The following is a 20,000-nucleotide window of genomic DNA, read 5'->3' as shown; positions in this document are numbered from 1 at the left end:
GGGTGCCCGGGCTAGGGTGAGGGCGTGAGCGCAACCGTCCCCAACCTTCTCACCGGCGCGCGACTCGTCGCGGTGCCGGTGGTGCTGTGGCTGCTGTTCGCGGGTGGCGGCGAGGACACCACGATGCGCGCCTGGGCACTGGTCGTGTTCGTGTTCGCTGCTGCGACCGACTACTGGGACGGCTACCTCGCACGCCGCTGGGAGGTGGTCAGCCCGTTCGGCAAGCTTGCGGACCCGATCGCTGACAAGGCGCTGGTGCTGTTCACCCTGGCGGCCGTGGTGGTGGTCGACGGGATTCCGTGGTGGCCGCTCGCCGTGCTCGCGGTTCGTGAGATCGGCGTGACGCTCGGCCGGCTCGCGGTCGCACGCGACGTGGTGATCCCCGCGTCTCAGGGCGGCAAGCTCAAGACGGTGCTCCAGCTGCTGGCACTCACGGCGTACCTTGTGCCCCACCCGGCCGCGTGGATCGACGCGGTGGCGTGGTGGAGTCTCCTGGCGGCAGTCGCCGTCGCGGTCGTCACCGGCGCTGACTACACCATCCGCATCCTCCGCGTGGTCCGCGGCGATGGAACGACCGCCCACGCTGACCCGCACACCGCGGCACTTGACGATCCTCCGGGCCGCGATGTCCAGAGCTGACGCCGACGCGGTGCTGATCTTGGCGCGCGCGGTGGGGGTCACCGTCGCGACCGCGGAGTCGCTCACGGGTGGATCTCTCTGTGCGGAGCTCGTGGAGGTGCCGGGCGCATCCGAGTCGCTGCGCGGGGGAGTGGTGTCGTATGTCGTCGAGGCCAAGCACGACGTGCTCGGGGTGAGCCAAGCGTTGCTCGACGGCCCCGGGCCGGTATCGCGCGAGGTCGCGCAGGCGATGGCATCCGGCGTGAGGCGAGCGATGGGAGCGGACATGGGCATCGCCACCACGGGGGTGGCGGGCCCCGAGCCTCACGGGGGGAAGCCGCCGGGCACCGTCTGGGTCGCGGTCGACCTCCAGGGTGAGGTCGCGGCGCGGCTGCTCCATCTCGACGGGGACCGCGGCGACGTCTCGCGCGGCAGTGTGGATGGCGCTCTGGCTCTCGCTCGGGAGGTCCTCACGGACGCGGTGGCGAGGACCTGACTCGCCACGGCGAGAATCAGGCGTCGACGAGGGGAACATCCGTGCGGTAATGTGCGTTGGGACTGGCATGAACAAGGGAAGTGTCACCATCGGGAGGGAACGCATGCCTGTGCTGCGCAACGAGATCGGCGACGTCCTGCGGGACGCACGCCTGACGCAGGGCAAGACGCTGCGCGACATCTCGTCCGGTGCCCGCGTCTCCCTCGGATATCTATCCGAGGTTGAGCGTGGTCAGAAGGAGGCGTCGTCCGAGTTGCTCGCGTCGATCTGCGAGGCCCTCGACGTCCCCATGTCCGCGATCCTGCGCGAGGTATCCGGTCGGTTCGAGACAGCCGAGGACTTCGGCCGCGTCCACGTGATGCCGTCCATCCCCGACACCGTGCCGGAGCTGCTGGGCGAAGTCCGCGCGCGATAGCGCGACGGACTGCGTGACACGCGGACCGTGCGACACAGCGAGTTCTGGGGTCTTCTGGACGACGTCTTCGGAGTCGACTACTCCCGCAGCCTGGCACGCGACCTGGCGCTCGACTCCTTCTCCTCCCGCACCTCGACCGAGGCTCTCGCCGACGGCGTCCCCCCGCGCGATGTGTGGCACGCGTTGTGCGACCAGATGGACGTCCCGCTCGAACGGCGCGACGGCGGGGCTCGCGAACGGATGATTCCGCCTCGGCGGTGATCCTTCATCGCCCGCTGATCCCGACACGCCGGAGAGCGCCTCCTGCGTTCGAACATGCGTTCGATTACCCTGGTGCACAGGACGCAGCGTGACGTGGTCCCTCCACAGGTGGGGGAACGCTCGTCGCGCCGATGTCAGAGGCGCGTCGTAGCGTCGTTCGTGGAAGTGACAGACACGGCAGCAATGCCGATGACGATGGGATACCGACATGGCACAGGCGGCGGACCGCTCGAAGGCACTCGAGGCGGCACTCGGACAGATCGATCGGCAGTACGGCAAGGGCTCAGCCATGCGCATGGGCGACCGCCAGGTGGTGGCTGTCCCGGCGATCCCGACCGGATCGGTGGCGCTCGACATCGCGCTCGGCATTGGCGGTCTCCCGCGTGGACGCGTGGTGGAGATCTACGGCCCCGAGTCCTCGGGAAAGACCACGGTGGCGCTGCACGCAGTGGCGAACATGCAGAAGCAGGGCGGCACTGCGGCGTTCATCGACGCGGAGCACGCCCTCGACCCGGCCTACGCCAAGAAGCTCGGCGTCGATGTCGACAACCTCATCATCTCGCAGCCCGACACCGGTGAGCAGGCGCTCGAGATCGCAGACATCCTGATCCGGTCCGGCAGCGTCGACGTCCTGGTGATCGACTCCGTCGCGGCACTCGTGCCCAAGGCAGAGATCGAGGGCGAGATGGGTGACAGCCACGTAGGCCTGCAGGCACGCCTGATGTCGCAGGCGCTACGCAAGATCACCGGCGCCATCGCCCAGACCGGAACTACCGCGATCTTCATCAACCAGCTGCGCGAGAAGATCGGTGTGTTCTTCGGTTCGCCCGAGACGACCACCGGCGGCAAGGCGCTCAAGTTCTATGCCTCCGTGCGCCTCGACGTCCGTCGCATTGAGACGCTCAAGGAGGGCACGGAGCCTGTCGGTAACCGCACGCGCGTCAAGGTCGTCAAGAACAAGATGGCGCCTCCGTTCAAGCAGGCGGAGTTCGACATCCTCTACGGCCACGGCATCTCCAAGGAGGGCGGCATCATCGACCTCGGTGTGGAGCACGGCTTCGTCAAGAAGTCGGGCGCCTGGTACACGTACGAGGGTGACCAGCTCGGACAGGGCAAGGAGAACTCGCGCAACTTCCTCAAGGACAACCCCGAGCTCGCCACCGAGATCGAGAAGAAGATCCTGACCAAGTTGGGCGTGGGCAAGGTTGCCGCCGAAGAGGGCGACCAGACTCCCGCCGTCGCTGTCGAGGACGAGCCGCAGGCTCCGGCCAAGGCCGCCAAGAAGGAGCGCGCCACCTTCTGATGTCTGCCAGCGCCCGAGGAACCTCCGGGTCCACCCCGGCTGCGGAGGACCCGGCCGAGCGCGCGCGAGAGATCGCGCTGCGGCTGCTCAACCACTCGCCGCGCTCGGCTGCGCAACTGCGGGAGGGCATGGTGTCGCGCGAGGTCGCGCCAGATATCGCCGACGAGGTTATCGAGCGCTACCGGGAGGTAGGCCTGCTCGACGACGCGTCACTGTCGGCCGCGATCGTGCGCACTCGCCATCGGGAGCGGGGCAAGTCGCGGCGCGCCATTCTCGGTGAGTTGCGCCGCAAGGGCTTCGGTCAGGATGACATCGACTCTGCGCTGGAGCAGATCACCGACGACGACGAGCAAGACGCGGCTCGCACGCTGGCCGTCAAGCGCTGGAACCAACTGGCGGGCGTCGACCGCGACAAACGTGTGCGCCGCGTTGTCGGCATGCTGGGCCGCAAGGGTTACGCTCCATCGGATGCATTCGCGCTCGTGCGCGAGTTCGAAGATGCCGATAACTCGGACACGTAGCATGTCGTTCGTCAGGAAGGAGGCCGCATGGCTCAGGTCATTGCCACAGTGGCGACGCTCCTCCTCCTGCTCGCGTCGGTGCTCGTCGTGCACTTCGCCCGGCGCGAGGCAGCCGAGATCCGCCGTTCCACCAGCGAAGAGACTCAGTCGATACGTGAAGAGGCCCGCGACCTCCTGAGTGAGGCGCAACGGCGCGAGGAACGCGTGGCGCAGCGCGAGAAGGACCTGTCGTCCGATCACCGGGCCACGCAGAAGTACGCACGGTCATTGGAGGAGCGCGCGGCGGTCATCGCTCGCGACGAGAAGCGTCTGCACGCCGAGCGCGCCGAGATCGGCCTCCTGCGAGACCAGCGCCTGGCCGAGTTGGCCGGCATGACGGCCCAGGAAGCCCGCGACGAGCTGGTCGCGGCCCAGGTGGCCGCGGCCAAGCAGGCCGCGAGCGATGAGCTCCGGCGCATCGAGCGCACCACGAAGGAGTCGGCGGAGCGCCGGGCCAGGGAGATCCTCGTCCTCGCGATGCAGCGCCAGGCGGCCCGCACGGCCTCCGACACGTCAACCACCTGGATTGACCTGCCCAGCGAAGAGATGAAGGGCCGCATCATCGGCCGCGAGGGCCGCAACATTCGCGCCTTCGAGTCCCTCACCGGCGTGAACGTCATGGTGGAGGAGGGCGTGAACGCCGTCCAGCTCTCGTCCTTCGACGTCGAGCGGCGCGAGATCGCCGAGGTGACGCTGCGCGACCTCGTGGAGGACGGCCGGATTCAGCCCCAGCGAGTCGAAGCCGCATACGCGCGGGCGGTCGCCGATACCGAGCAGCGCCACCTGGACGCTGGCCTGGACGCGATAGACGCCGCTGGAGTGCGGGGTGTCCCGCAAGAGATGATCGCGGTGCTCGGGCGGCTCAGGATGCGCAGCTCGTACGGGCAGAACGTGCTCGCCCACCTCGTCGAGTCAGGTCAGATCGCCGCAGACATCGCGACATCGCTGGGCGCCGACGTCGAGTTGGCTCGTCGCGCGGCGTTCCTGCACGACATCGGCAAGGCCTTCACCCATGAGCGCGAGGGCACACACGCGGCCATCGGCGCGGCGTTCGCCGCCGAACACGGCGAGTCCGAGATGGTGGTGAACGCGATCGCGGCACACCACGACGAGGTCCCACAGACCACTCTGGAGGGCATCATTGTGCAGGTGGCGGATGCCGTGTCGGCGTCCCGCCCGGGCGCGCGGCGCGAGGACGTGGACGGCTACGTCGACCGCATGGAGGGGCTCGAGCGACTCGTCGCCCAGCACGAAGGCGTAGTCAAGGTCCTGGCCATGGCCGCGGGCCGCGAGGTGCGCGTGGTCGTGGAGCCCGACTCGGTGGACGACGACGGCACTCGAGACCTGGCGCGTACAATAGCGGAGCACATCAGCCGAGACTTCAGCTTCGCTGGAGAGATCAAGGTGACGGTGATCCGCGAGCTTCGTGCGGACGCCGTCGCAGGGTAGGAATGTCTCACACCACGCTCGCCCCCACGTATGTCGTCCGCACCCTTGGGTGTCAGATGAACATCCACGACTCCGAGCACATGGCCGGGCTGCTCGAGAGCGCGGGCTACACCGCCGCGCCCCAGGGCGACGACGTCGCCGACGTGGTCGTGATCAACACCTGTGCGGTACGCGAGAACGCCGCGAACAAGCTCTACGGCAACCTCGGGCAGCTCGCCCACGCCAAGACCGAACGTCCCGGCATGCAGATCGCGGTGGGCGGCTGTCTGGCACAGAAGGACCGTGGCACCATCGTCGAGAAGGCGCCGTGGGTCGACGTCGTGTTCGGCACCCACAACCTGGACGTGCTGCCGGCGATGCTGAAGCGTGCCCGTCACAACGCCGAGGCACAGGTCGAGATCGAGGAGTCGCTTCAGGTCTTCCCCTCGACCCTTCCCAGCCGCCGCGACTCCGTCTCGTCCGCCTGGGTGTCCATCTCGGTCGGGTGCAACAACACGTGCACGTTCTGCATCGTGCCGAGCCTTCGTGGCAAGGAGCGCGACCGCCGTCCCGGCGACGTGCTCGCCGAGGTGCAGGCGCTGGTCTCCCAGGGCGTGGTGGAGATCACCTTGTTAGGCCAGAACGTGAACTCCTACGGCATCGAGTTCGGCGACCGCGGTGCCTTCGCAAAGCTGCTGCGCGCATGCGGGGAGATCGAGGGCCTCGAGAGAGTGCGGTTCACCTCGCCACACCCCGCGGCCTTCACCGACGACGTCATCGAGGCGATGGCGGAGACGCCGAACGTCATGCCGAGCCTGCACATGCCGCTGCAGTCGGGCTCCGACGCGGTGCTGCGAGCGATGCGCCGCTCCTACCGGTCAGCCAAGTTCCTGGACATCCTCGACAAGGTGCGCGCAGCGATGCCCGATGCGGCCATCACGACGGACATCATCGTCGGCTTCCCGGGCGAGACGGACGAGGACTTCGAGGACACGCTCCGGGTGGTCGAGCAGTCGCGCTTCTCGAGCGCGTACACGTTCCAGTACTCGCCGCGGCCGGGGACGCCCGCATTCGAAATGCCCGAGCTGCCGAAGGCCGTGGTGACGGAGAGATTCGGCCGGCTCAAGGCGCTGCAGGAAAGAGTGTCGCTGGCGGAGAACCAGGGCGTGGTGGGACGCACAGTGGAGCTCATGGTGCTCGACGGAGCCGGCCGCAAGGACGGCGCCTCCGCCCGCCTGAGTGGCCGCGCACCGGATGGCAGGCTCGTGCACTTCTCGCTTCCGGACGCGACTGCAGACGCGCCGCGCCCCGGGGACATGGTGACTGTCGAGGTCACCCGCGCCGCGCCTCACCACTTGATCTCGGACAGCGCCCTCACCGGTGGAACGTACGCGGTGCGAGCGACCCGCGCGGGCGATGCGTGGGACGCGGCAAGCGGCGAGGGGCACGACCACGCGGCTGGTGGGTGTGGATCCGCCTGCGGCACTGGCACGGGCGGCCCCGCTGGCCCCGTCGGCCTCGGCATGCCGTCGCTGCGCGCCGCGCGAGCCTGAGGCGCCGGTGACGCCTGACCCCACCCCCGCATCGGCCGCGCTCACGCACGGGGAGCTGCGCGACGACGCGCCCGCCGTGATCGCGCTGGTGGGCTCCACGGCGACGGGGAAGTCGGCGGTGTCGCTCGCGCTCGCTGATCGACTCGGCGGCGAGATCGTCAACGCCGACGCGATGCAGTTCTACCGGGGAATGGACATTGGCACCGCGAAGCTGCCGGCGGGAGACCGACGGGGCATCCCGCATCATCAGCTCGACACGCTGGACGTCACCGAGGATGCCTCCGTAGCGGGCTTCCAGGCCGCGGCGCGAGCCGACATCGACGCGATCCACGCCCGCGGACGCCGGGCGATCGTGACCGGTGGCTCGGGCCTGTATGTGCGAGCCCTGCTCGACCAGTTCGAGTTCCCGCCCACGGACCCTGCGGCGCGAGCGCGGCTCGAGGAGCGCGCGGTGAGGGAGGGCCCGGGCATGCTGCATCGCGAGCTCGCGGCGGTCGATCCCGCGGCGGCCGCGCGCATCCCCGCGCAGAACGCCAAGCGGATCGTGCGGGCGCTCGAGGTCATCGAGCTGACCGGACGGCCCTTCAGCTCGACTCTGCCCACGCACCAGTACGAGATTCCCGCGGTGCAGATCGGCCTCGAGCTCGACAACGAGTCGCTCGACCCGCGCATCGACGAGCGGGTGAATCAGATGTGGGACGCGGGGCTGGTCGACGAGGTCCGAGTGCTCGCAGAGCAGGGCCTGCGCGAAGGCGTCACCGCCCGCCGCGCGGTGGGATACGCGGAGACGCTGCGCCACCTCGACGGGGAGCTCGAAGCGGACCAGGCACGCGATCTCGTCAAGGTCCACACGCGGCGGCTGGCGCGCCGCCAGCGCAAGTGGTTCCGCCCCGATCCGCGGGTCCGATGGGTCGCGGCGCCTGCGGACTCTGCGGATGTCGAGCGCGCGGCGGACGAGATTCTTCTCTTGCTCGGGGACTGACCCCCCCGTCCACCGTCGACGTCAGGCGGCACCGGTAGCCTGAGGGCATGGCGACACCGCGCTCAAACCCAGGACTGCGCTTCACGAAAGGGCATGGCACAGAGAACGACTTCGTGCTGCTCTTCGACGAGCACGGCGAGATCGATCTGACGCCCGCGCTGGTGCGCTACCTGTGCGACCGGCGGGCCGGAATCGGCGGCGACGGCGTCATCCGTGCGGTGCGGTCAGGGTCGCTCCCCGCCGGGGCGGGCGTCGACGCGCGCACGTGGTTCATGGACTACTGGAACGCGGACGGCTCCACGTCCGAGATGTGCGGCAACGGGGCGCGGGTGTTCGCGGCGTTCCTCGAGCGCGAGGCGGGCACCGACCTGGCAGGCGGACTGACCATCGCTACCCGTGGCGGCACACGCACCCTGACCTCGCTCGGGGACGGCCGCTACGCAGTGGGCATGGGCGAGTTCCACCTGGGCGACGCCACTGGCGGATTCGACGCCGAGGTGGAGGCAGAGGGTCTCACTCCGGCGCGACCCGCGCTGTCCGTGGACGTCGGCAACCCGCATCACGTCGTGGCTCTCGCGTCGATGGAGGAGCTCGAGTCGCTCGACCTCACGCGGGCCCCGCAGGTGAGCCCCAAGCCGCCGCACGGGACCAATGTCGAGTTCGTCGTCACGCGCGGGGGCGAGATCCGCGACGGGGTCGAACGCGGCCGTGTGCGGATGCGCGTGCACGAGCGGGGCTCCGGCGAGACCCGATCGTGCGGCACCGGCGCATGTGCCGTCGCGATCGCGGTACGCGCATGGGCCGGTGAGGGCGCACCCGACGTGTGGGACATCGAGGTGCCGGGCGGCATGGTCACCGTCCGGGTCCACGGCTCGCGCACGGTGCTCGAGGGTCCGGCGACGCTGGTGGCTGACGGCGAGGTCGACGTATCGGCGGTGCCCGCGACGATGACCGCAGGCTGATCGCATGCGCTGGGTTTGATGACATGCGCTGGGTCTGACCAAATGCACCCTGTCGAACCGGCCCCCGACGGCGCGCCCCGCATCCACCCGGAGAGCGCGGAGGAATGGCGCTCCTGGCTGGCGGTCCACCACGACACCGAGTCGGGAGTGTGGGTCGTGCTGTGGCGCAAGGCCGCGGGCCGCACCGGGCTCACCTACGACGAACTCGTGCGCGAGGTGCTGTGCTTCGGCTGGATCGATGCCACCGCCCGCAAACTCGACGCCGACCGCACGCTGCAGTACTGCGCTCCGCGCAAGCGCGGCTCCGGTTGGGCGCGCACCAACAAGGCGCGCATTGCGGAACTGGAGGCGCAGGGGCGCATCGCTCCGCCCGGCGCCGCGGTCATCGCGGCCGCGAAGGCCGATGGTTCGTGGACGCTCTTCGACGAGGTCGAGGCCCTCCTGGTCCCCGCCGACCTGGTGACAGCCCTCGACAAGCATCCAGGGGCGCGCGAGACCTGGGATTCCTTCCCGCCGTCGGCGCGCAAGTTCATGCTCTCCCAAATCGTGCTTGCCAAGCGTCCGGAGACGCGTGCGGCCCGCATCGGCCGGATTGCCGATGCCGCGGCTAGGGGAGAGCGCGGCTATCCGTAGCGCTCGGGTTCCGAGCGCGCCAGACGGCCGATGCCGGGGCTAGGTGGCGCTGCTGGTGACCTTGAGCACGCGGAAGCCCTTCGCGCTGCCTTGCCTTTCCACCTCGCCCCACGGCACTCCCGCGGCGTCTCGCTGGTCCGCGATCCACCGAGCGAGGGAGTCGGCGCCGAGGTTCTTCTGCACGACGAGCCACGCCTCCCCGCCGGGCGCGAGACGCGGCAGCCACGTGGCGAGCAGTTCGTGCAGCGCTTCCTTGCCAATGCGGATCGGCGGGTTCGACCAGATGGCGGCATACGTCGCGTCGTGATCGACGTCCCCGGGCTCGATGGCGCTCACCCGGTCCGCGACGCCGAGGCGCTCCGCGTTGCGCACGACCAGGTCGAGCGCGCGCCGATTGACGTCCACGGCGGTGACCCGGGCCTCGGCCGTGCCGAGGGCTGCGGCGAGAGCGAGCGGACCCCACCCGCACCCAAGGTCCAGGACGTTTCCCGCGGGGGCGGGTGGCAGGTGGCGCAGCAGCACCTCGGTGCCGAGGTCGATGTGGCCGGGGGAGAAGATGCCGCGGGCGGTCTCGACGGTGACGTCGCGGCCGGCGAGGCGCACCTGCAGCGAGCGTCGCTCGGCGGCGGAGGCAGGCTCCGCGGTGAAGTAGTGGTCCTCGCTCACGCATGCGAGCGTACCGCCGCTGGTGGTGCCTGTCGGCGGCCGGTGCGACAATAGGGGGAGTATGAGCGACTCTCACGAAGACGACCACCAGGACACCGCCCCCTCCCGCGCCGATGCGGTGATCGAGCGGGTGCTGTCGCGCACCAGCAACGTGTTGGGTAAGGGCGCCGCCTCCCAGACCGACTACGACGGCGACCAGTTCGACCGTGAGGACCGCGCAGCGCTCAGACGCGTGGCCAACCTGTCGACTGAACTCGAGGACATCACCGAGGTCGAGTACCGCCAGTTGCGGCTCGAAAAGGTGGTGCTCGTAGGCCAGTGGTCGCACGGCACCGCGGCCGATGCCGAGGTGAGCCTGCAAGAACTCGCCGCCTTGGCAGAGACCGCGGGTTCCGAGGTGCTCGACGGCGTGCTGCAGCGCCGGCCCAACCCTGACCCGGCCACGTACATCGGCAAGGGCAAGGCGGTCGAGGTCAAGGAGATCGTCGCGGCCGTCGGGGCCGACACCGTGATCGTCAACGACGACCTCGCGCCCAGCCAGCGCCGTGCGCTGGAGGACGTGGTGAAGGTCAAGGTCATCGACCGCACCGCGCTGATCCTCGACATCTTCGCGCAGCATGCGAAGTCCAAGGAGGGCAAGGCGCAGGTGGAGCTCGCACAGCTCGAGTACTTGCTGCCGCGACTGCGCGGCTGGGGCGACTCGATGTCCCGCCAGGCTGGTGGCCAGGTGGGCGGCGCCGCCGCAGGTATGGGATCGCGCGGGCCGGGCGAGACCAAGATCGAGCTGGACCGCCGCCGCATTCACACCCGCATGGCGCAGTTGCGCCGCGAGATCAAGGCGATGGAGCCGGCCCGAAACGTGCGCCGGGACCGCCGGCTCGCGCTGCCGAACGTGGCGATCGTCGGCTACACGAACGCAGGCAAGTCCTCGCTGCTGAACCGCATCACCGGTGCGGGCGCCCTGGTCGAAAACTCGCTGTTCGCGACGCTCGACCCGACCGTGCGTCGCTCGCAGACGCCGGACGGCCGCGAGTTCACCGTCTCCGACACCGTGGGCTTTGTTCGCAACCTGCCGCACCAGCTGGTGGCGGCCTTCTCCTCGACGCTCGAGGAGGTGGCGCACGCTGACCTCATGCTTCACGTGGTGGACGCGTCCCACCCCGACCCCGAGGGGCAGGTGAGCGCCGTGCGCACGGTGCTGGCCGATGTCCCGGGTGCGAAATCGGTCAAGGAGGTGCTCGTGCTCAACAAGGCCGACATCGCTGACCCGGAGACGCTGCTGCGCCTGCGTGCTCGCCCCGAGATCACCATCGAGGTGTCCGCCCTCACAGGCGACGGGATGGCGGAGCTGCGGGATCTGATCGCGGCGGAGCTGCCGCGCCCGGAGGTGCGGATCGACATCGTCGTCCCGTACACGCGCGGGGAGCTCATCCACGAGGCGCACCTGCACGGCGAGGTGATCGAGGAGTCGCACGAGCCCGAGGGCACGCGGCTCATCGCGATGGTCGACGAGTCCTTGGCCGCGCGCCTCCAGGCCGCCTCCGAAGCCGCGTGAGCGCCTTCCCTTGAGCGCGACGGATCCCTCGGCGCAGTCGGCGGCCGAGGCGTCGGCGGCGACGGCCGAACCGGACCGGTCCGCGCCCGTTGCGACTGTCACCGAGGTCACGCGCCTGCTCGGGACGGCCGTCGCGGCACTTGGCGGAGTCGAGCGGGATGGACAGACGGCGATGGCCGCGGCCGTCGAGCACTCGCTCGACAACCGCTCACACGCCCTGGTCCAGGCGGGCACCGGCACGGGAAAGTCTCTCGCGTACCTGGTTCCCGCGGTGACGCACGCTGTGCGGGCCAAGAAGCGCATCGTCATCTCGACGGCGACGCTGGCGCTGCAGCGCCAGGTCTTCACCAAGGACCTGCCGCTGGTGCTCGACGCCCTGGAGCCCGAGCTGGGGGAGCGCCCCGACGTGGCGCTGTTCAAGGGTCGCAGCAACTACCTGTGCGTGCACAAGATGGCCGGGGGCTACGGCGAGCCCGACGAGGACATGCTGCCGGTCTCCGCGGGCCCCACGAGCGACCTGGGCAAGGAGGTGGCACGGCTGCACGAATGGGCGGACGTCACCGAGACCGGCGACCGCGACGATCTGGTCCCCGGCGTCTCGCACCGGGCCTGGTCGCAGGTGAGCGTGAGCGGCCGGGAGTGCTTGGAGTCCAAGTGCCCCATGCACGACCAGTGCTTCTCGCAGTCGGTGCGCGAGCACGCCGCCACGTCGAAGATCGTGGTCACCAACCACGCCGTGCTCGGCGTGCAGGCGGCGAGCCACGACATGCTCGGTGAGCACCACGCGCTCATCGTCGACGAGGCGCACGAGTTGGTGGGCCGCATCACCTCGGCCGCGACTCACGAGCTCACGCTGCAGCGGGTCGACCGCGCGGGCCGCGCCGCACGACGGTGTGGGGTGGCGTCCGACGACCTGGACCGGGCCGCGCGTGCGCTCGACGGCGCGCTGGGCGATTGCGAGCCGGGTCGCCTGCGGCTCGGGCTGCCCGATGAGCTCGCGGAGGCGGTCGACCTGCTGCGGGCCGCCGCCCGCGCGGGGATGACGGCGGTGCAGAAGACCACCAAGGACTCCGGCGAGGCGCCCCGGGCAGGCGACAGCGCATCGGCGACCGCCAAGATGGCGACCGCGGCGCTCACCGAGGTCTTCGATGTGTGCGAGGAGCTGCTGGGCGAGCACGGGCGATACGTGGTGTGGCTCGCTCCTCCAGAAGGCGACTACGAGTCCAGGCAAGCGGTGCGGATCGTGGCCGCACCGCTCGACGTGGCTGGGCTGATCAGGGAGAAGCTCATCGCCGACAAGGCCTCGGTCTTCACGTCGGCGACGCTCGCGCTCGGCGGCAACTTCGACGCCATGGCGCGGCATCTGGGGGTCGACGACCCGATCTCGATGGATGCGGGCAGCCCGTTCGACTACGGGCGCCAAGGCATGCTGTACGTCGCGTCTCACTTGCCCAAGCCGGGAATGGGCGGCATCTCCGACGAGGCCCTCGACGAGCTGGCGGCACTCATCGAGGCGGCGGGAGGGCGAACCCTCGGGCTGTTCTCGTCTCACCGCGCCGGACAGGCGGCGGCGGAGGCGATGCGGGAGCGGCTCGACGTCCCGGTCATGTACCAGCTCGACGACCAGCTGCCCACGCTGGTGGAACGATTCCGGGAGGATCCACGCGCGTGCCTGTTCGGGTCGACGTCCCTGTGGCAGGGGATCGACGTGCCCGGACCCACGGCATCCTTGGTGGTCATTGACCGTATCCCGTTCCCGCGGCCCGACGAGCCGATCTCGCAGGCGCGCACGGAGGCCGTGGCGCGGCGAGGCGGGAACGGGTTCATGGCGGTCGCGGCGACCCACGCCGCGCTGCTGCTCGCGCAGGGCGCCGGGCGGCTGATCCGGTCCTCGGGAGACCGCGGAGTGGTCGCCGTGCTGGATTCGAGGCTCGCGTCCGCCCGCTACGGCGGATTCCTCGCACGCTCGATGCCCGCGCTGTGGGGGACCACTGACCGCGGCACCGTGCTGGAGGCGCTGCGTCGGCTCGACGCCGCGGCGCGCGACCGCGGTGAATAGGGTGGCGTGCGCGGCCCCCAGGCGCGGGTGGCCGTACGCTGGGTTCGCACCATTGCAACATCGAACGACGGCATGACCGCAGCACTCACCGGAGGTGGAGCCACGATGACCGACACGAGCCCGTCCGAGGAGTTCGTTCGCGGCCAGGAAGCCGAGCGTGAGCGCTTCGCGGAGTACCTCGCTCACTTCGAGGCAGGCTCGCGCCGCATGGCGGACGAGGCGGAATCGGAGGAGTCGCGGGTCTACCAGACCACGATCGCGAACTCGATGAACGCGATGCGCCGCGCGATCAAGGGCGGCTTCCACTGGCAGGACGGCTGGCGCGAAAAATAGCGCCGATGCGCGGGGGGCACCGGCCCGTCCGCCGTCTGCGTGGTGGGGCCAGCGGCGCTAGACGCGCCGCATTACCGACACGACCTTGCCCATGATGCGGGCGTGCGTGCCGTCGATCGGGGTGTAGCTCGGGTTATGCGGCATCAGCCACACCTGGCCGTCCTTGCGTCGGAAGGTCTTGACGGTGGCCTCGTCGTCCAGCAGCGCCGCCACGATGTCGCCATTGTCCGCCGTGGGCTGACGGCGCACGACGACCCAGTCGCCGTCGCAGATCGCCGCGTCCACCATCGAGTCGCCCACCACGTTGAGCATGAACAGCTCGCCGTCGCCGGTGAGCTGCTTGGGCAGCGCGAAGACATCCTCGACCGCCTGATCCGCGAGCACGGGGCCACCGGCGGCGATGCGTCCGACGAGGGGCACCATCGTCATGCGCTCGTCCTCGATCGGGGCGGCGGGGACCGGCGTGACGACCGTCTCGGTCGACGGCGTGCCGTCGGCGCCGGGCAGCACCACCTCGATGGCGCGCGGCCGGTGAGGATCCCTGCGCAGGAACCCCTTGGTCTCGAGGGCGGAGAGCTGGTGCTTCACGGAGGAGGTGGAGGTCAGTCCCACTGACTCGCCGATCTCCCGCATCGAGGGCGGGTAGCCGCGAGACTCCACCGAGTCCTTGATGGTCTCGAGGATCCGCCGCTGCCGGTCGGTGAGTCCGCCCGATGCGCCGCCCGGGAACTGGTGGATGGTGGCTCCGCCCTCGCCGGTGCGCTCGTCCATGACTCCTCCTCGCGGGCCTGGCCCGTCTCCTTTGTCAGACCTCGGTGATGAGGTGACACCTATGACGCTAGGCCACCCCGGCGCCGAAATCAAACATATGTTCGAGCGTGTCTTGCTTGACAGGACCCCAGGTGCTACAAATAGAACAAGTGTTCGACGAACAGGTGTTCGAATGGAGGATGACATGACTGCATATGCGATTTCCGCTCCTGCGACTACTGGAGTGAGCGTGCGGCGGGTTGTGAGCGTCCGCCCTCTTCCCACCGCTGCGGGCCGCGCGCGCCGGACAGTGCTGGCTGCGGTGCTCGTGCTAGCCGTCGCGGCGCTGGTGGCGCTGCTCGCCCCCCGGGCGTTCGCCGGCGATGAGGTGTCCGAAATGACGGCATCGGGGAACGTGGCCTTCGACACCTACACGGTCGCTCAGGGCGACAGCCTGTGGTCGATCGCGACCACGATGACCGGCCCGGGCGAGGACGTCCGCGACACCGTGGCCGAGCTGCAGACCCTGAACGCGATGGGCGACTCCTCGCTGCGCGCGGGCGAGCAGATTTACATCCCCGCGCTCGAGAGCTGACTCTCGCGCGCTAGGTCACGATGGCTGGCGCAGCGGCACCTACCCGCGCGGTCGTGGTCGGGTGTGGCTTCCGTGGGAGAGTAGTGCCATGCACTGCCCCTTCTGCCGCAACCCCGACTCGCGAGTCGTCGACTCGCGCACCTCGGACGATGGTTCCTCGATCCGACGCCGGCGCGAGTGCCCCAACTGCGGCAAGCGGTTCTCGACGCTTGAGATCGCCAGCCTCACTGTGCTCAAGCGCAGCGGGGTGGCCGAGCCCTTCAGCCGCGACAAGGTGGTGGGCGGCGTGCGCAAGGCCTGCCAAGGTCGGCCGGTGAGCGACGACGACCTCGCGCACCTCGCGCACAAGGTCGAAGAGGCGATCCGTGCCTCGGGCCAGGCGGAGATCGATGCGACCGACATCGGTCTCGCGATCCTGCCGCCACTGCGCGAGCTTGACGAGATCGCGTACCTGCGCTTCGCGAGCGTCTACCAGGACTTCAACAGCCTCGACGACTTCGAGGCCGCGATCGCTCGCCTGCGCACCGAGGACGCCTCGGACTCCTGAGGCCGTACCTCAGCGCTTCTTCTTGGGTCGGGGCTTGCCGCTGCGGCCAGTCGCCGGAGCTCCCTTGCCCTTCTTGCCCGCCTTCTTCGCCGACGGCTTGGCATCCGGACGCCCGGGCCGCTGAGTTCCCTCGGGGTCTTGGAGCGCGCGACGGCGCTCGGCACGCGGTGCCAACCGCTCGCCGTCGGAGCGTGGTCCAGCACCCGAGCGCTGTCCCTGAGCGCGTGACGAGCGTTCGCCGCCGTCGCGCCCAGCCGTGCGGGAGTCGGCACCTCGCCCAGTGGCCCTCCCCTGCGAGGGAGCGCTACGACCACGCTTGTCGGGCTGCTTGTCGCCCCGGTCGGGAGTGCGCTCATCGCGGCCCCGGCTGGGGCGCTCGTCGCGCGTGCGATTGGGCCGCTCGTCGCGGCCCCGGCTGGGGCGCTCGTCGCGCGTGCGATTGGGCCGCTCGTCGCGGCCCCGGCTCGGACGGTCGTCTCGTGCACGATCGTCGCGGGCACGCCCGGTGCTCTCACCGCGACCGCGCGTGAATCGCTCGTCTCGGGCGCGGCCGGGCTCTTCGAGGCGCTCGTCGCGCTTGCGCTTGCCGGAGGTCCCGCCTGACTTGCGTGCCCAGCTGTCCCTGCTCTTGGGAGAGCGCTTGGCCCATCCCTCGGGCTTGCGAGCCGGGCGTCCGCTCTTCTCGCTGGCCTCTGCCGCTGCCTGTGCCGGCGTGCTAGAGCCGCGGTCGCCCAGGCGCTGCTCGCGCAGTGCCAGCTCACGCTCGCGGGCCTGAAGTTCACGCTCGCGCCGCTCCAGCTCGTGGCGTGCCTTCGCACTCTCGTGCTGGGGCGTGGGTGCGGTGTCTGCGGCGCGCCCGTGGGTGGGGCGCCGTCCCCGGTCGCCTCGCGAGGGACGTGCTGAGCGCGCGCCGCGTTCGGGCCGAGAGTCACGCTTACCGCCGCTGATCACCGGTTCCGGCACGGGCACCCCGGAGGGCTCCTGTGCGCCGGTGAGCTGAGCGAGCGTGGTCAGCGAAGCGGCGTCGTCGCCGCGCAGCGAGGTGATGGTCGCGTCGACCCCTGCACTGTCCATCAGTCCCTCGACGGTGCGCCGCTGGTGGGGAAGGGCAAGGGTGACGACCATGCCCCGTTCGCCTGCGCGTGCGGTGCGTCCGGCGCGATGCGTGTAGTCCTTGTGGTCCGCGGGCGGGTCCATCTGCATGACGAGGTCCACGTGGTCGACGTGGATACCCCGCGCGGCGACGTCCGTCGCGACGAGCACCGGAATGGTGCCCGCCCGGAATCCCGTGATCGCGTGGTTGCGCTCGGCTTGAGACTTGTCGCCGTGCAGCGCAACGGCGGTCACTCCCGCATCACGCATCTGAGCGGCGATGCGGTCGCAACCTAGCTTGGAGCGCACGAACACGATGGTGCGACCGTCGCGCGCAGCCACGCGGGTCGCGAGCTGGTACTTCGCGTGCGGGGGCACGTGGAGCACGATGTGACTCATCTCGGAGGCATCGTCGTCGCCGCCCGTGACGTCGTGTCGCGCGGGGTCGGTCATCGAGGTGGAGACCAAGCGGTCGACGTCGCCGTCGAGGGTGGCGGAGAAGAACAGTCGCTGAGCACCATGGGGCACCCGCTCCAGGATCTCCTCGATCTCGTCCATGAAGCCCATCTGCGCCATGTGATCGGCCTCGTCCAGCACCACGATCCGCGTCTCGGACAGGTCAGCGTGCCCGCGTCGCACCAGGTCGGCGAGCCGGCCGGGGGTGGCGATCACGAGGTGGACGCCACGCTCGATCGCGAGGATCTGCTTGGACATCGACAGTCCGCCGGCCACCAAGCGCAGCGACACGTGCATCGAATGCGCATAAGGCTCGAGCGCGTCATTGACCTGCATGGCGAGCTCGCGGGTGGGAACCAGCACCACGGCGCGCGGCCGGTGCGGCGTGGCCCTGCCAGATTCGGCGAGCTGCGCGATAGCGGGGAGCCCAAAGCCCAAGGTCTTGCCCGATCCCGTGCGGGCGCGAGCGAGGACGTCTCGCCCGGCCAGCGCATCGGCGATCGTGGCCGACTGAATGGGGAAAGCCGTCTCAAGGCCCGCGCTCTCGAGCGCGGAGACCAGGGCCTCGGGGAGACCGAGGCTGCGGAACGGGACGCCGGCGGCGGCTATGAGAGCACCCGCAGCCGCACAGTGCCGGGCATGGCGCCCAGCGCAGCGACCGCATCGTCCGTCAATCCGGCCGCGACGTCGGTGACGACGTAGCCGAGCTCGCCACGGGTGGCGAGCAGCTGTCCCTCGATGTTCACGTCGTGCTCCGCGAGCTCGCGGTTCACGGCCGCGAGCACGCCAGGGATGTTCTCGTGCAGGTGGGCGATCCGGTGCGCGCCCTGGGGCAGCTCGAGCTGGAGGTTGGGAAGGTTGACGCTCAGCGACGTCGAACCCGTCTCGAGGTAGTCACGGAGCCGTGTGGCGACGAAGATGCCGATGTCGCGCTGCGCCTCCTCGGTGGAGCCGCCGATGTGGGGAGTGAGGATGACGTTGGGGATGTCCTGAAGGGGAGAGGTGAACGGGTCGCCCTTCTTCTTGGGCTCCTCCGGGAACACGTCGATCGCCGCGCCGCCGATGGCGCCGGACTCGAGGCCCTCCTTGAGAGCGTCCACGTCGACGATGAATCCGCGCGAGAGGTTGAGGAACAGTGCGCCGGGCTTCATCGCCTCGAACTGCGCACGGCCGAAGAATCCCTGGTTTCCTGCCCGCCCATCCACGTGCAGCGTGACCACGTCCGCTGCCTGCAGGAGCGACTCGAGGGTCGGCATCCGGGTCGCGTTGCCGAGAGCGAGCTTCTCCGCGGCGTCGTAGAAGATGACGTTCATGCCCAGCGCCTCGGCCACCACGGACAACTGAGAGCCGATGTTGCCGTAGCCGACGATGCCGAGCGTACGGGTGCGGATCTCGTGAGCGCCGTCGGCGCTCTTGTTCCACACCCCCTCGTGCATCAGTCGGTTGTGCACCGGCAGGCGGCGGGTCAGCGAGATCATCTCGGCGACGGCCATTTCCACGACGGACCGGGTGTTGGAGAACGGCGCGTTGAACGCGGCGATGCCCCTGCGTGCGGCCGCAGCGAGGTCGATCTGGTTGGTGCCGATCGAGAAGGCTCCCACCGCGCACAGCGACGGTGACGCCGCGATCACCCGCTCGGTGAGCTGGGTCTTGGAACGGATCCCGAGGATGTCGACGCCCGCGAGGGCGTCGATCAGCTCGTCCTCGTCCATGGCACCGCCATGGGACTCGACGGACACGTCGGCAGCCTCGAGGATCTCGGTGGCTCGGGGAGACAAGTTTTCTAGGAGAAGTGCGCGCACGTGCCGAAGTATCTCGCACTCGCGGCGGTGTTACCAACTCCATACCGCGGCGCGGCTCTCGGAGGGTGGGAACGGCCCTCGTCATGGCAGGCTATCGCCATGAGAACTCTTGGTCGCCTAGCGGTTATCGGGCTGGTAGGCGGCGTGGCGATCGTGGGCACCGCGTATGCGACGGGTTTCGATCTGGCGCAGTGGCAGCACATTGGCAAGGCGCGCAACGTGCTCGTCGTCGACGGCGAGCAGATCCGTATCCCGGTTCCGGACGGGCCGTCGGAGCGGAGGGCCGCAAGCCTGCCGGTCACCACCGACGGAGCCCATGCCTTCATGTTCGAGGAGAGCGAGCAAGGTCCCACACGCTACGACCCCTGCCGCATGCTCGAGTGGACGCACAACCCTGAGGGGATGCCCGAGGGCGCCGAGCAGCTCGTGCAGGATGCCGTCGCCGACGTCGCGCGGAACTCGGGCCTCGCGTTCGAGTATGTCGGCCAGACGGATGAGGTCGCCGGTTTCGACCGCCCGCTGTTCCAGGAGCGCTACGGAGAGGGATTCGCGCCCATCATCGTCGGGTGGTCGACCGAGGAGCAGACACCGGACCTGGCTGGTTCCGTCACCGGCCTGGGTGGGTCGAGCTCGGTCAACGGCGCGTTCGGCGAGCAGCGGTTCCTTGCCGCCGGCGTCGTCGTGCTCGACACCGAGGATGTCGCGGACCTGATGGAGTCGCGCCGCGGAACCGCGCTCGCGACGGCCGTCATCATGCACGAGCTCGCGCACGTGATCGGCCTCGCCCACGTCGAGGACCCGACCGAGCTCATGAACGATGAGAACAGCATGCTGATCACCTGGGGCCCGGGCGATCGGGCGGGGCTGGCCATCGCCGGATCGGGTCCCTGCCAGTAGCGTTCCGGCCTGCCAGACGGCCGATGCGCGCAGGCCG

21 protein-coding genes are annotated in these 20,000 nt (G+C 69.8%); 17 read left to right on the top strand and 4 right to left on the bottom strand.

The window, feature by feature from the left end:
* Window positions 1-24 precede the first annotated feature (24 nt).
* The 11 genes from pgsA to ACNI3K_RS07255 all read left to right on the top strand — a co-directional run bounded on the left by pgsA (window position 25) and on the right by ACNI3K_RS07255 (window position 9,211).
* Window positions 25-639 carry a CDP-diacylglycerol--glycerol-3-phosphate 3-phosphatidyltransferase gene (gene pgsA / locus ACNI3K_RS07305; RefSeq protein WP_419391224.1) on the top strand — a complete coding sequence of 205 codons (615 nt, stop codon included), beginning with the start codon at window positions 25-27 and terminating at the stop codon, window positions 637-639.
* Entirely contained in the window at window positions 626-1,114 is a 489-nt protein-coding gene (locus ACNI3K_RS07300; protein WP_419391223.1) for a CinA family protein, read from the top strand. Before pgsA ends, ACNI3K_RS07300 begins: the two co-directional genes overlap by 14 nt.
* 103 nt (window positions 1,115-1,217) lie before the next feature.
* Window positions 1,218-1,529: a helix-turn-helix domain-containing protein gene (locus tag ACNI3K_RS07295; RefSeq protein WP_419391627.1), complete on the top strand. Its 312-nt coding sequence runs from the start codon at window positions 1,218-1,220 to the stop codon at window positions 1,527-1,529.
* 27 nt (window positions 1,530-1,556) lie between these two features.
* Window positions 1,557-1,790, top strand: coding sequence for a DUF3046 domain-containing protein (locus ACNI3K_RS07290; protein WP_419391222.1), 234 nt, complete (start codon window positions 1,557-1,559; stop codon window positions 1,788-1,790).
* A 208-nt stretch (window positions 1,791-1,998) separates the two neighbouring features.
* Window positions 1,999-3,093, top strand: coding sequence for a recombinase RecA (gene recA / locus ACNI3K_RS07285; RefSeq protein ID WP_419391221.1), 1,095 nt, complete (start codon window positions 1,999-2,001; stop codon window positions 3,091-3,093).
* A complete protein-coding gene (locus ACNI3K_RS07280) occupies window positions 3,093-3,614 on the top strand; it encodes a regulatory protein RecX (protein WP_419391220.1) in 522 nt (173 codons plus the stop codon). The genes recA and ACNI3K_RS07280 overlap by 1 nt, the downstream gene beginning before the upstream one ends.
* Before the next feature lie 27 nt (window positions 3,615-3,641).
* Window positions 3,642-5,102 (top strand): ribonuclease Y, encoded by a 1,461-nt coding sequence (gene rny, locus ACNI3K_RS07275; RefSeq protein WP_419391219.1) that lies wholly within the window; start codon window positions 3,642-3,644, stop codon window positions 5,100-5,102.
* A gap of 2 nt (window positions 5,103-5,104) precedes the next feature.
* Window positions 5,105-6,634: a tRNA (N6-isopentenyl adenosine(37)-C2)-methylthiotransferase MiaB gene (gene miaB / locus ACNI3K_RS07270; RefSeq protein WP_419391218.1), complete on the top strand. Its 1,530-nt coding sequence runs from the start codon at window positions 5,105-5,107 to the stop codon at window positions 6,632-6,634.
* 76 nt (window positions 6,635-6,710) lie between these two features.
* Complete coding sequence (gene miaA / locus ACNI3K_RS07265; RefSeq protein WP_419391626.1) at window positions 6,711-7,616, top strand: tRNA (adenosine(37)-N6)-dimethylallyltransferase MiaA; 906 nt, start codon at window positions 6,711-6,713, stop codon at window positions 7,614-7,616.
* 47 nt (window positions 7,617-7,663) lie between these two features.
* Complete coding sequence (gene dapF, locus ACNI3K_RS07260; protein WP_419391217.1) at window positions 7,664-8,578, top strand: diaminopimelate epimerase; 915 nt, start codon at window positions 7,664-7,666, stop codon at window positions 8,576-8,578.
* Window positions 8,579-8,620: 42 nt separating this feature from the next.
* A complete protein-coding gene (locus tag ACNI3K_RS07255; RefSeq protein WP_419391216.1) occupies window positions 8,621-9,211 on the top strand; it encodes a YdeI/OmpD-associated family protein in 591 nt (196 codons plus the stop codon).
* 39 nt (window positions 9,212-9,250) lie between these two features.
* Here ACNI3K_RS07255 and ACNI3K_RS07250 read toward each other — a convergent pair whose 3' ends face one another.
* On the bottom strand, window positions 9,251-9,877 hold the full coding sequence (locus tag ACNI3K_RS07250) for a class I SAM-dependent methyltransferase (RefSeq protein WP_419391215.1): 627 nt from the start codon (window positions 9,875-9,877) through the stop codon (window positions 9,251-9,253).
* A 61-nt stretch (window positions 9,878-9,938) separates the two neighbouring features.
* On the opposite strand from ACNI3K_RS07250, the gene hflX reads away from it, so the two are divergent.
* The 3 genes from hflX (at window position 9,939) to ACNI3K_RS07235 (ending at window position 13,824) form a co-directional block, all read left to right on the top strand.
* Entirely contained in the window at window positions 9,939-11,432 is a 1,494-nt protein-coding gene (hflX, locus tag ACNI3K_RS07245; RefSeq protein ID WP_419391214.1) for a GTPase HflX, read from the top strand.
* Window positions 11,433-11,442: 10 nt separating this feature from the next.
* Window positions 11,443-13,491, top strand: a complete 2,049-nt coding sequence (locus ACNI3K_RS07240; RefSeq protein ID WP_419391213.1) for an ATP-dependent DNA helicase — start codon at window positions 11,443-11,445, stop codon at window positions 13,489-13,491.
* 105 nt (window positions 13,492-13,596) lie between these two features.
* Complete coding sequence (locus tag ACNI3K_RS07235) at window positions 13,597-13,824, top strand: hypothetical protein (protein ID WP_419391212.1); 228 nt, start codon at window positions 13,597-13,599, stop codon at window positions 13,822-13,824.
* Between the two features lie 57 nt (window positions 13,825-13,881).
* Here the strand turns inward: ACNI3K_RS07235 and lexA are convergent, their stop codons facing one another.
* Window positions 13,882-14,595, bottom strand: coding sequence for a transcriptional repressor LexA (gene lexA / locus ACNI3K_RS07230; RefSeq protein WP_419391211.1), 714 nt, complete (start codon window positions 14,593-14,595; stop codon window positions 13,882-13,884).
* A 184-nt stretch (window positions 14,596-14,779) separates the two neighbouring features.
* On the opposite strand from lexA, the gene ACNI3K_RS07225 reads away from it, so the two are divergent.
* Both ACNI3K_RS07225 and nrdR read left to right on the top strand, forming a co-directional pair.
* Entirely contained in the window at window positions 14,780-15,169 is a 390-nt protein-coding gene (locus ACNI3K_RS07225) for a LysM peptidoglycan-binding domain-containing protein (RefSeq protein WP_419391210.1), read from the top strand.
* 88 nt (window positions 15,170-15,257) lie between these two features.
* Window positions 15,258-15,716, top strand: a complete 459-nt coding sequence (gene nrdR, locus ACNI3K_RS07220; protein WP_419391209.1) for a transcriptional regulator NrdR — start codon at window positions 15,258-15,260, stop codon at window positions 15,714-15,716.
* Between the two features lie 9 nt (window positions 15,717-15,725).
* Here the strand turns inward: nrdR and ACNI3K_RS07215 are convergent, their stop codons facing one another.
* Both ACNI3K_RS07215 and serA read right to left on the bottom strand, forming a co-directional pair.
* Complete coding sequence (locus ACNI3K_RS07215; protein WP_419391625.1) at window positions 15,726-17,780, bottom strand: DEAD/DEAH box helicase; 2,055 nt, start codon at window positions 17,778-17,780, stop codon at window positions 15,726-15,728.
* 89 nt (window positions 17,781-17,869) lie between these two features.
* Window positions 17,870-19,066 carry a phosphoglycerate dehydrogenase gene (serA, locus tag ACNI3K_RS07210; RefSeq protein ID WP_419391208.1) on the bottom strand — a complete coding sequence of 399 codons (1,197 nt, stop codon included), beginning with the start codon at window positions 19,064-19,066 and terminating at the stop codon, window positions 17,870-17,872.
* Window positions 19,067-19,165: 99 nt separating this feature from the next.
* On the opposite strand from serA, the gene ACNI3K_RS07205 reads away from it, so the two are divergent.
* Window positions 19,166-19,963: a matrixin family metalloprotease gene (locus tag ACNI3K_RS07205; RefSeq protein WP_419391207.1), complete on the top strand. Its 798-nt coding sequence runs from the start codon at window positions 19,166-19,168 to the stop codon at window positions 19,961-19,963.
* The last annotated feature ends 37 nt before the right edge of the window (window positions 19,964-20,000 follow it).

The organism is Demequina ureilytica (assembly GCF_048553575.1).
Classification (GTDB): Bacteria; Actinomycetota; Actinomycetes; order Actinomycetales; family Demequinaceae; genus Demequina.
The sequence above is the reverse complement of the archived record's forward strand: the minus strand, read 5'-3'. Positions and strand labels throughout refer to the sequence as shown.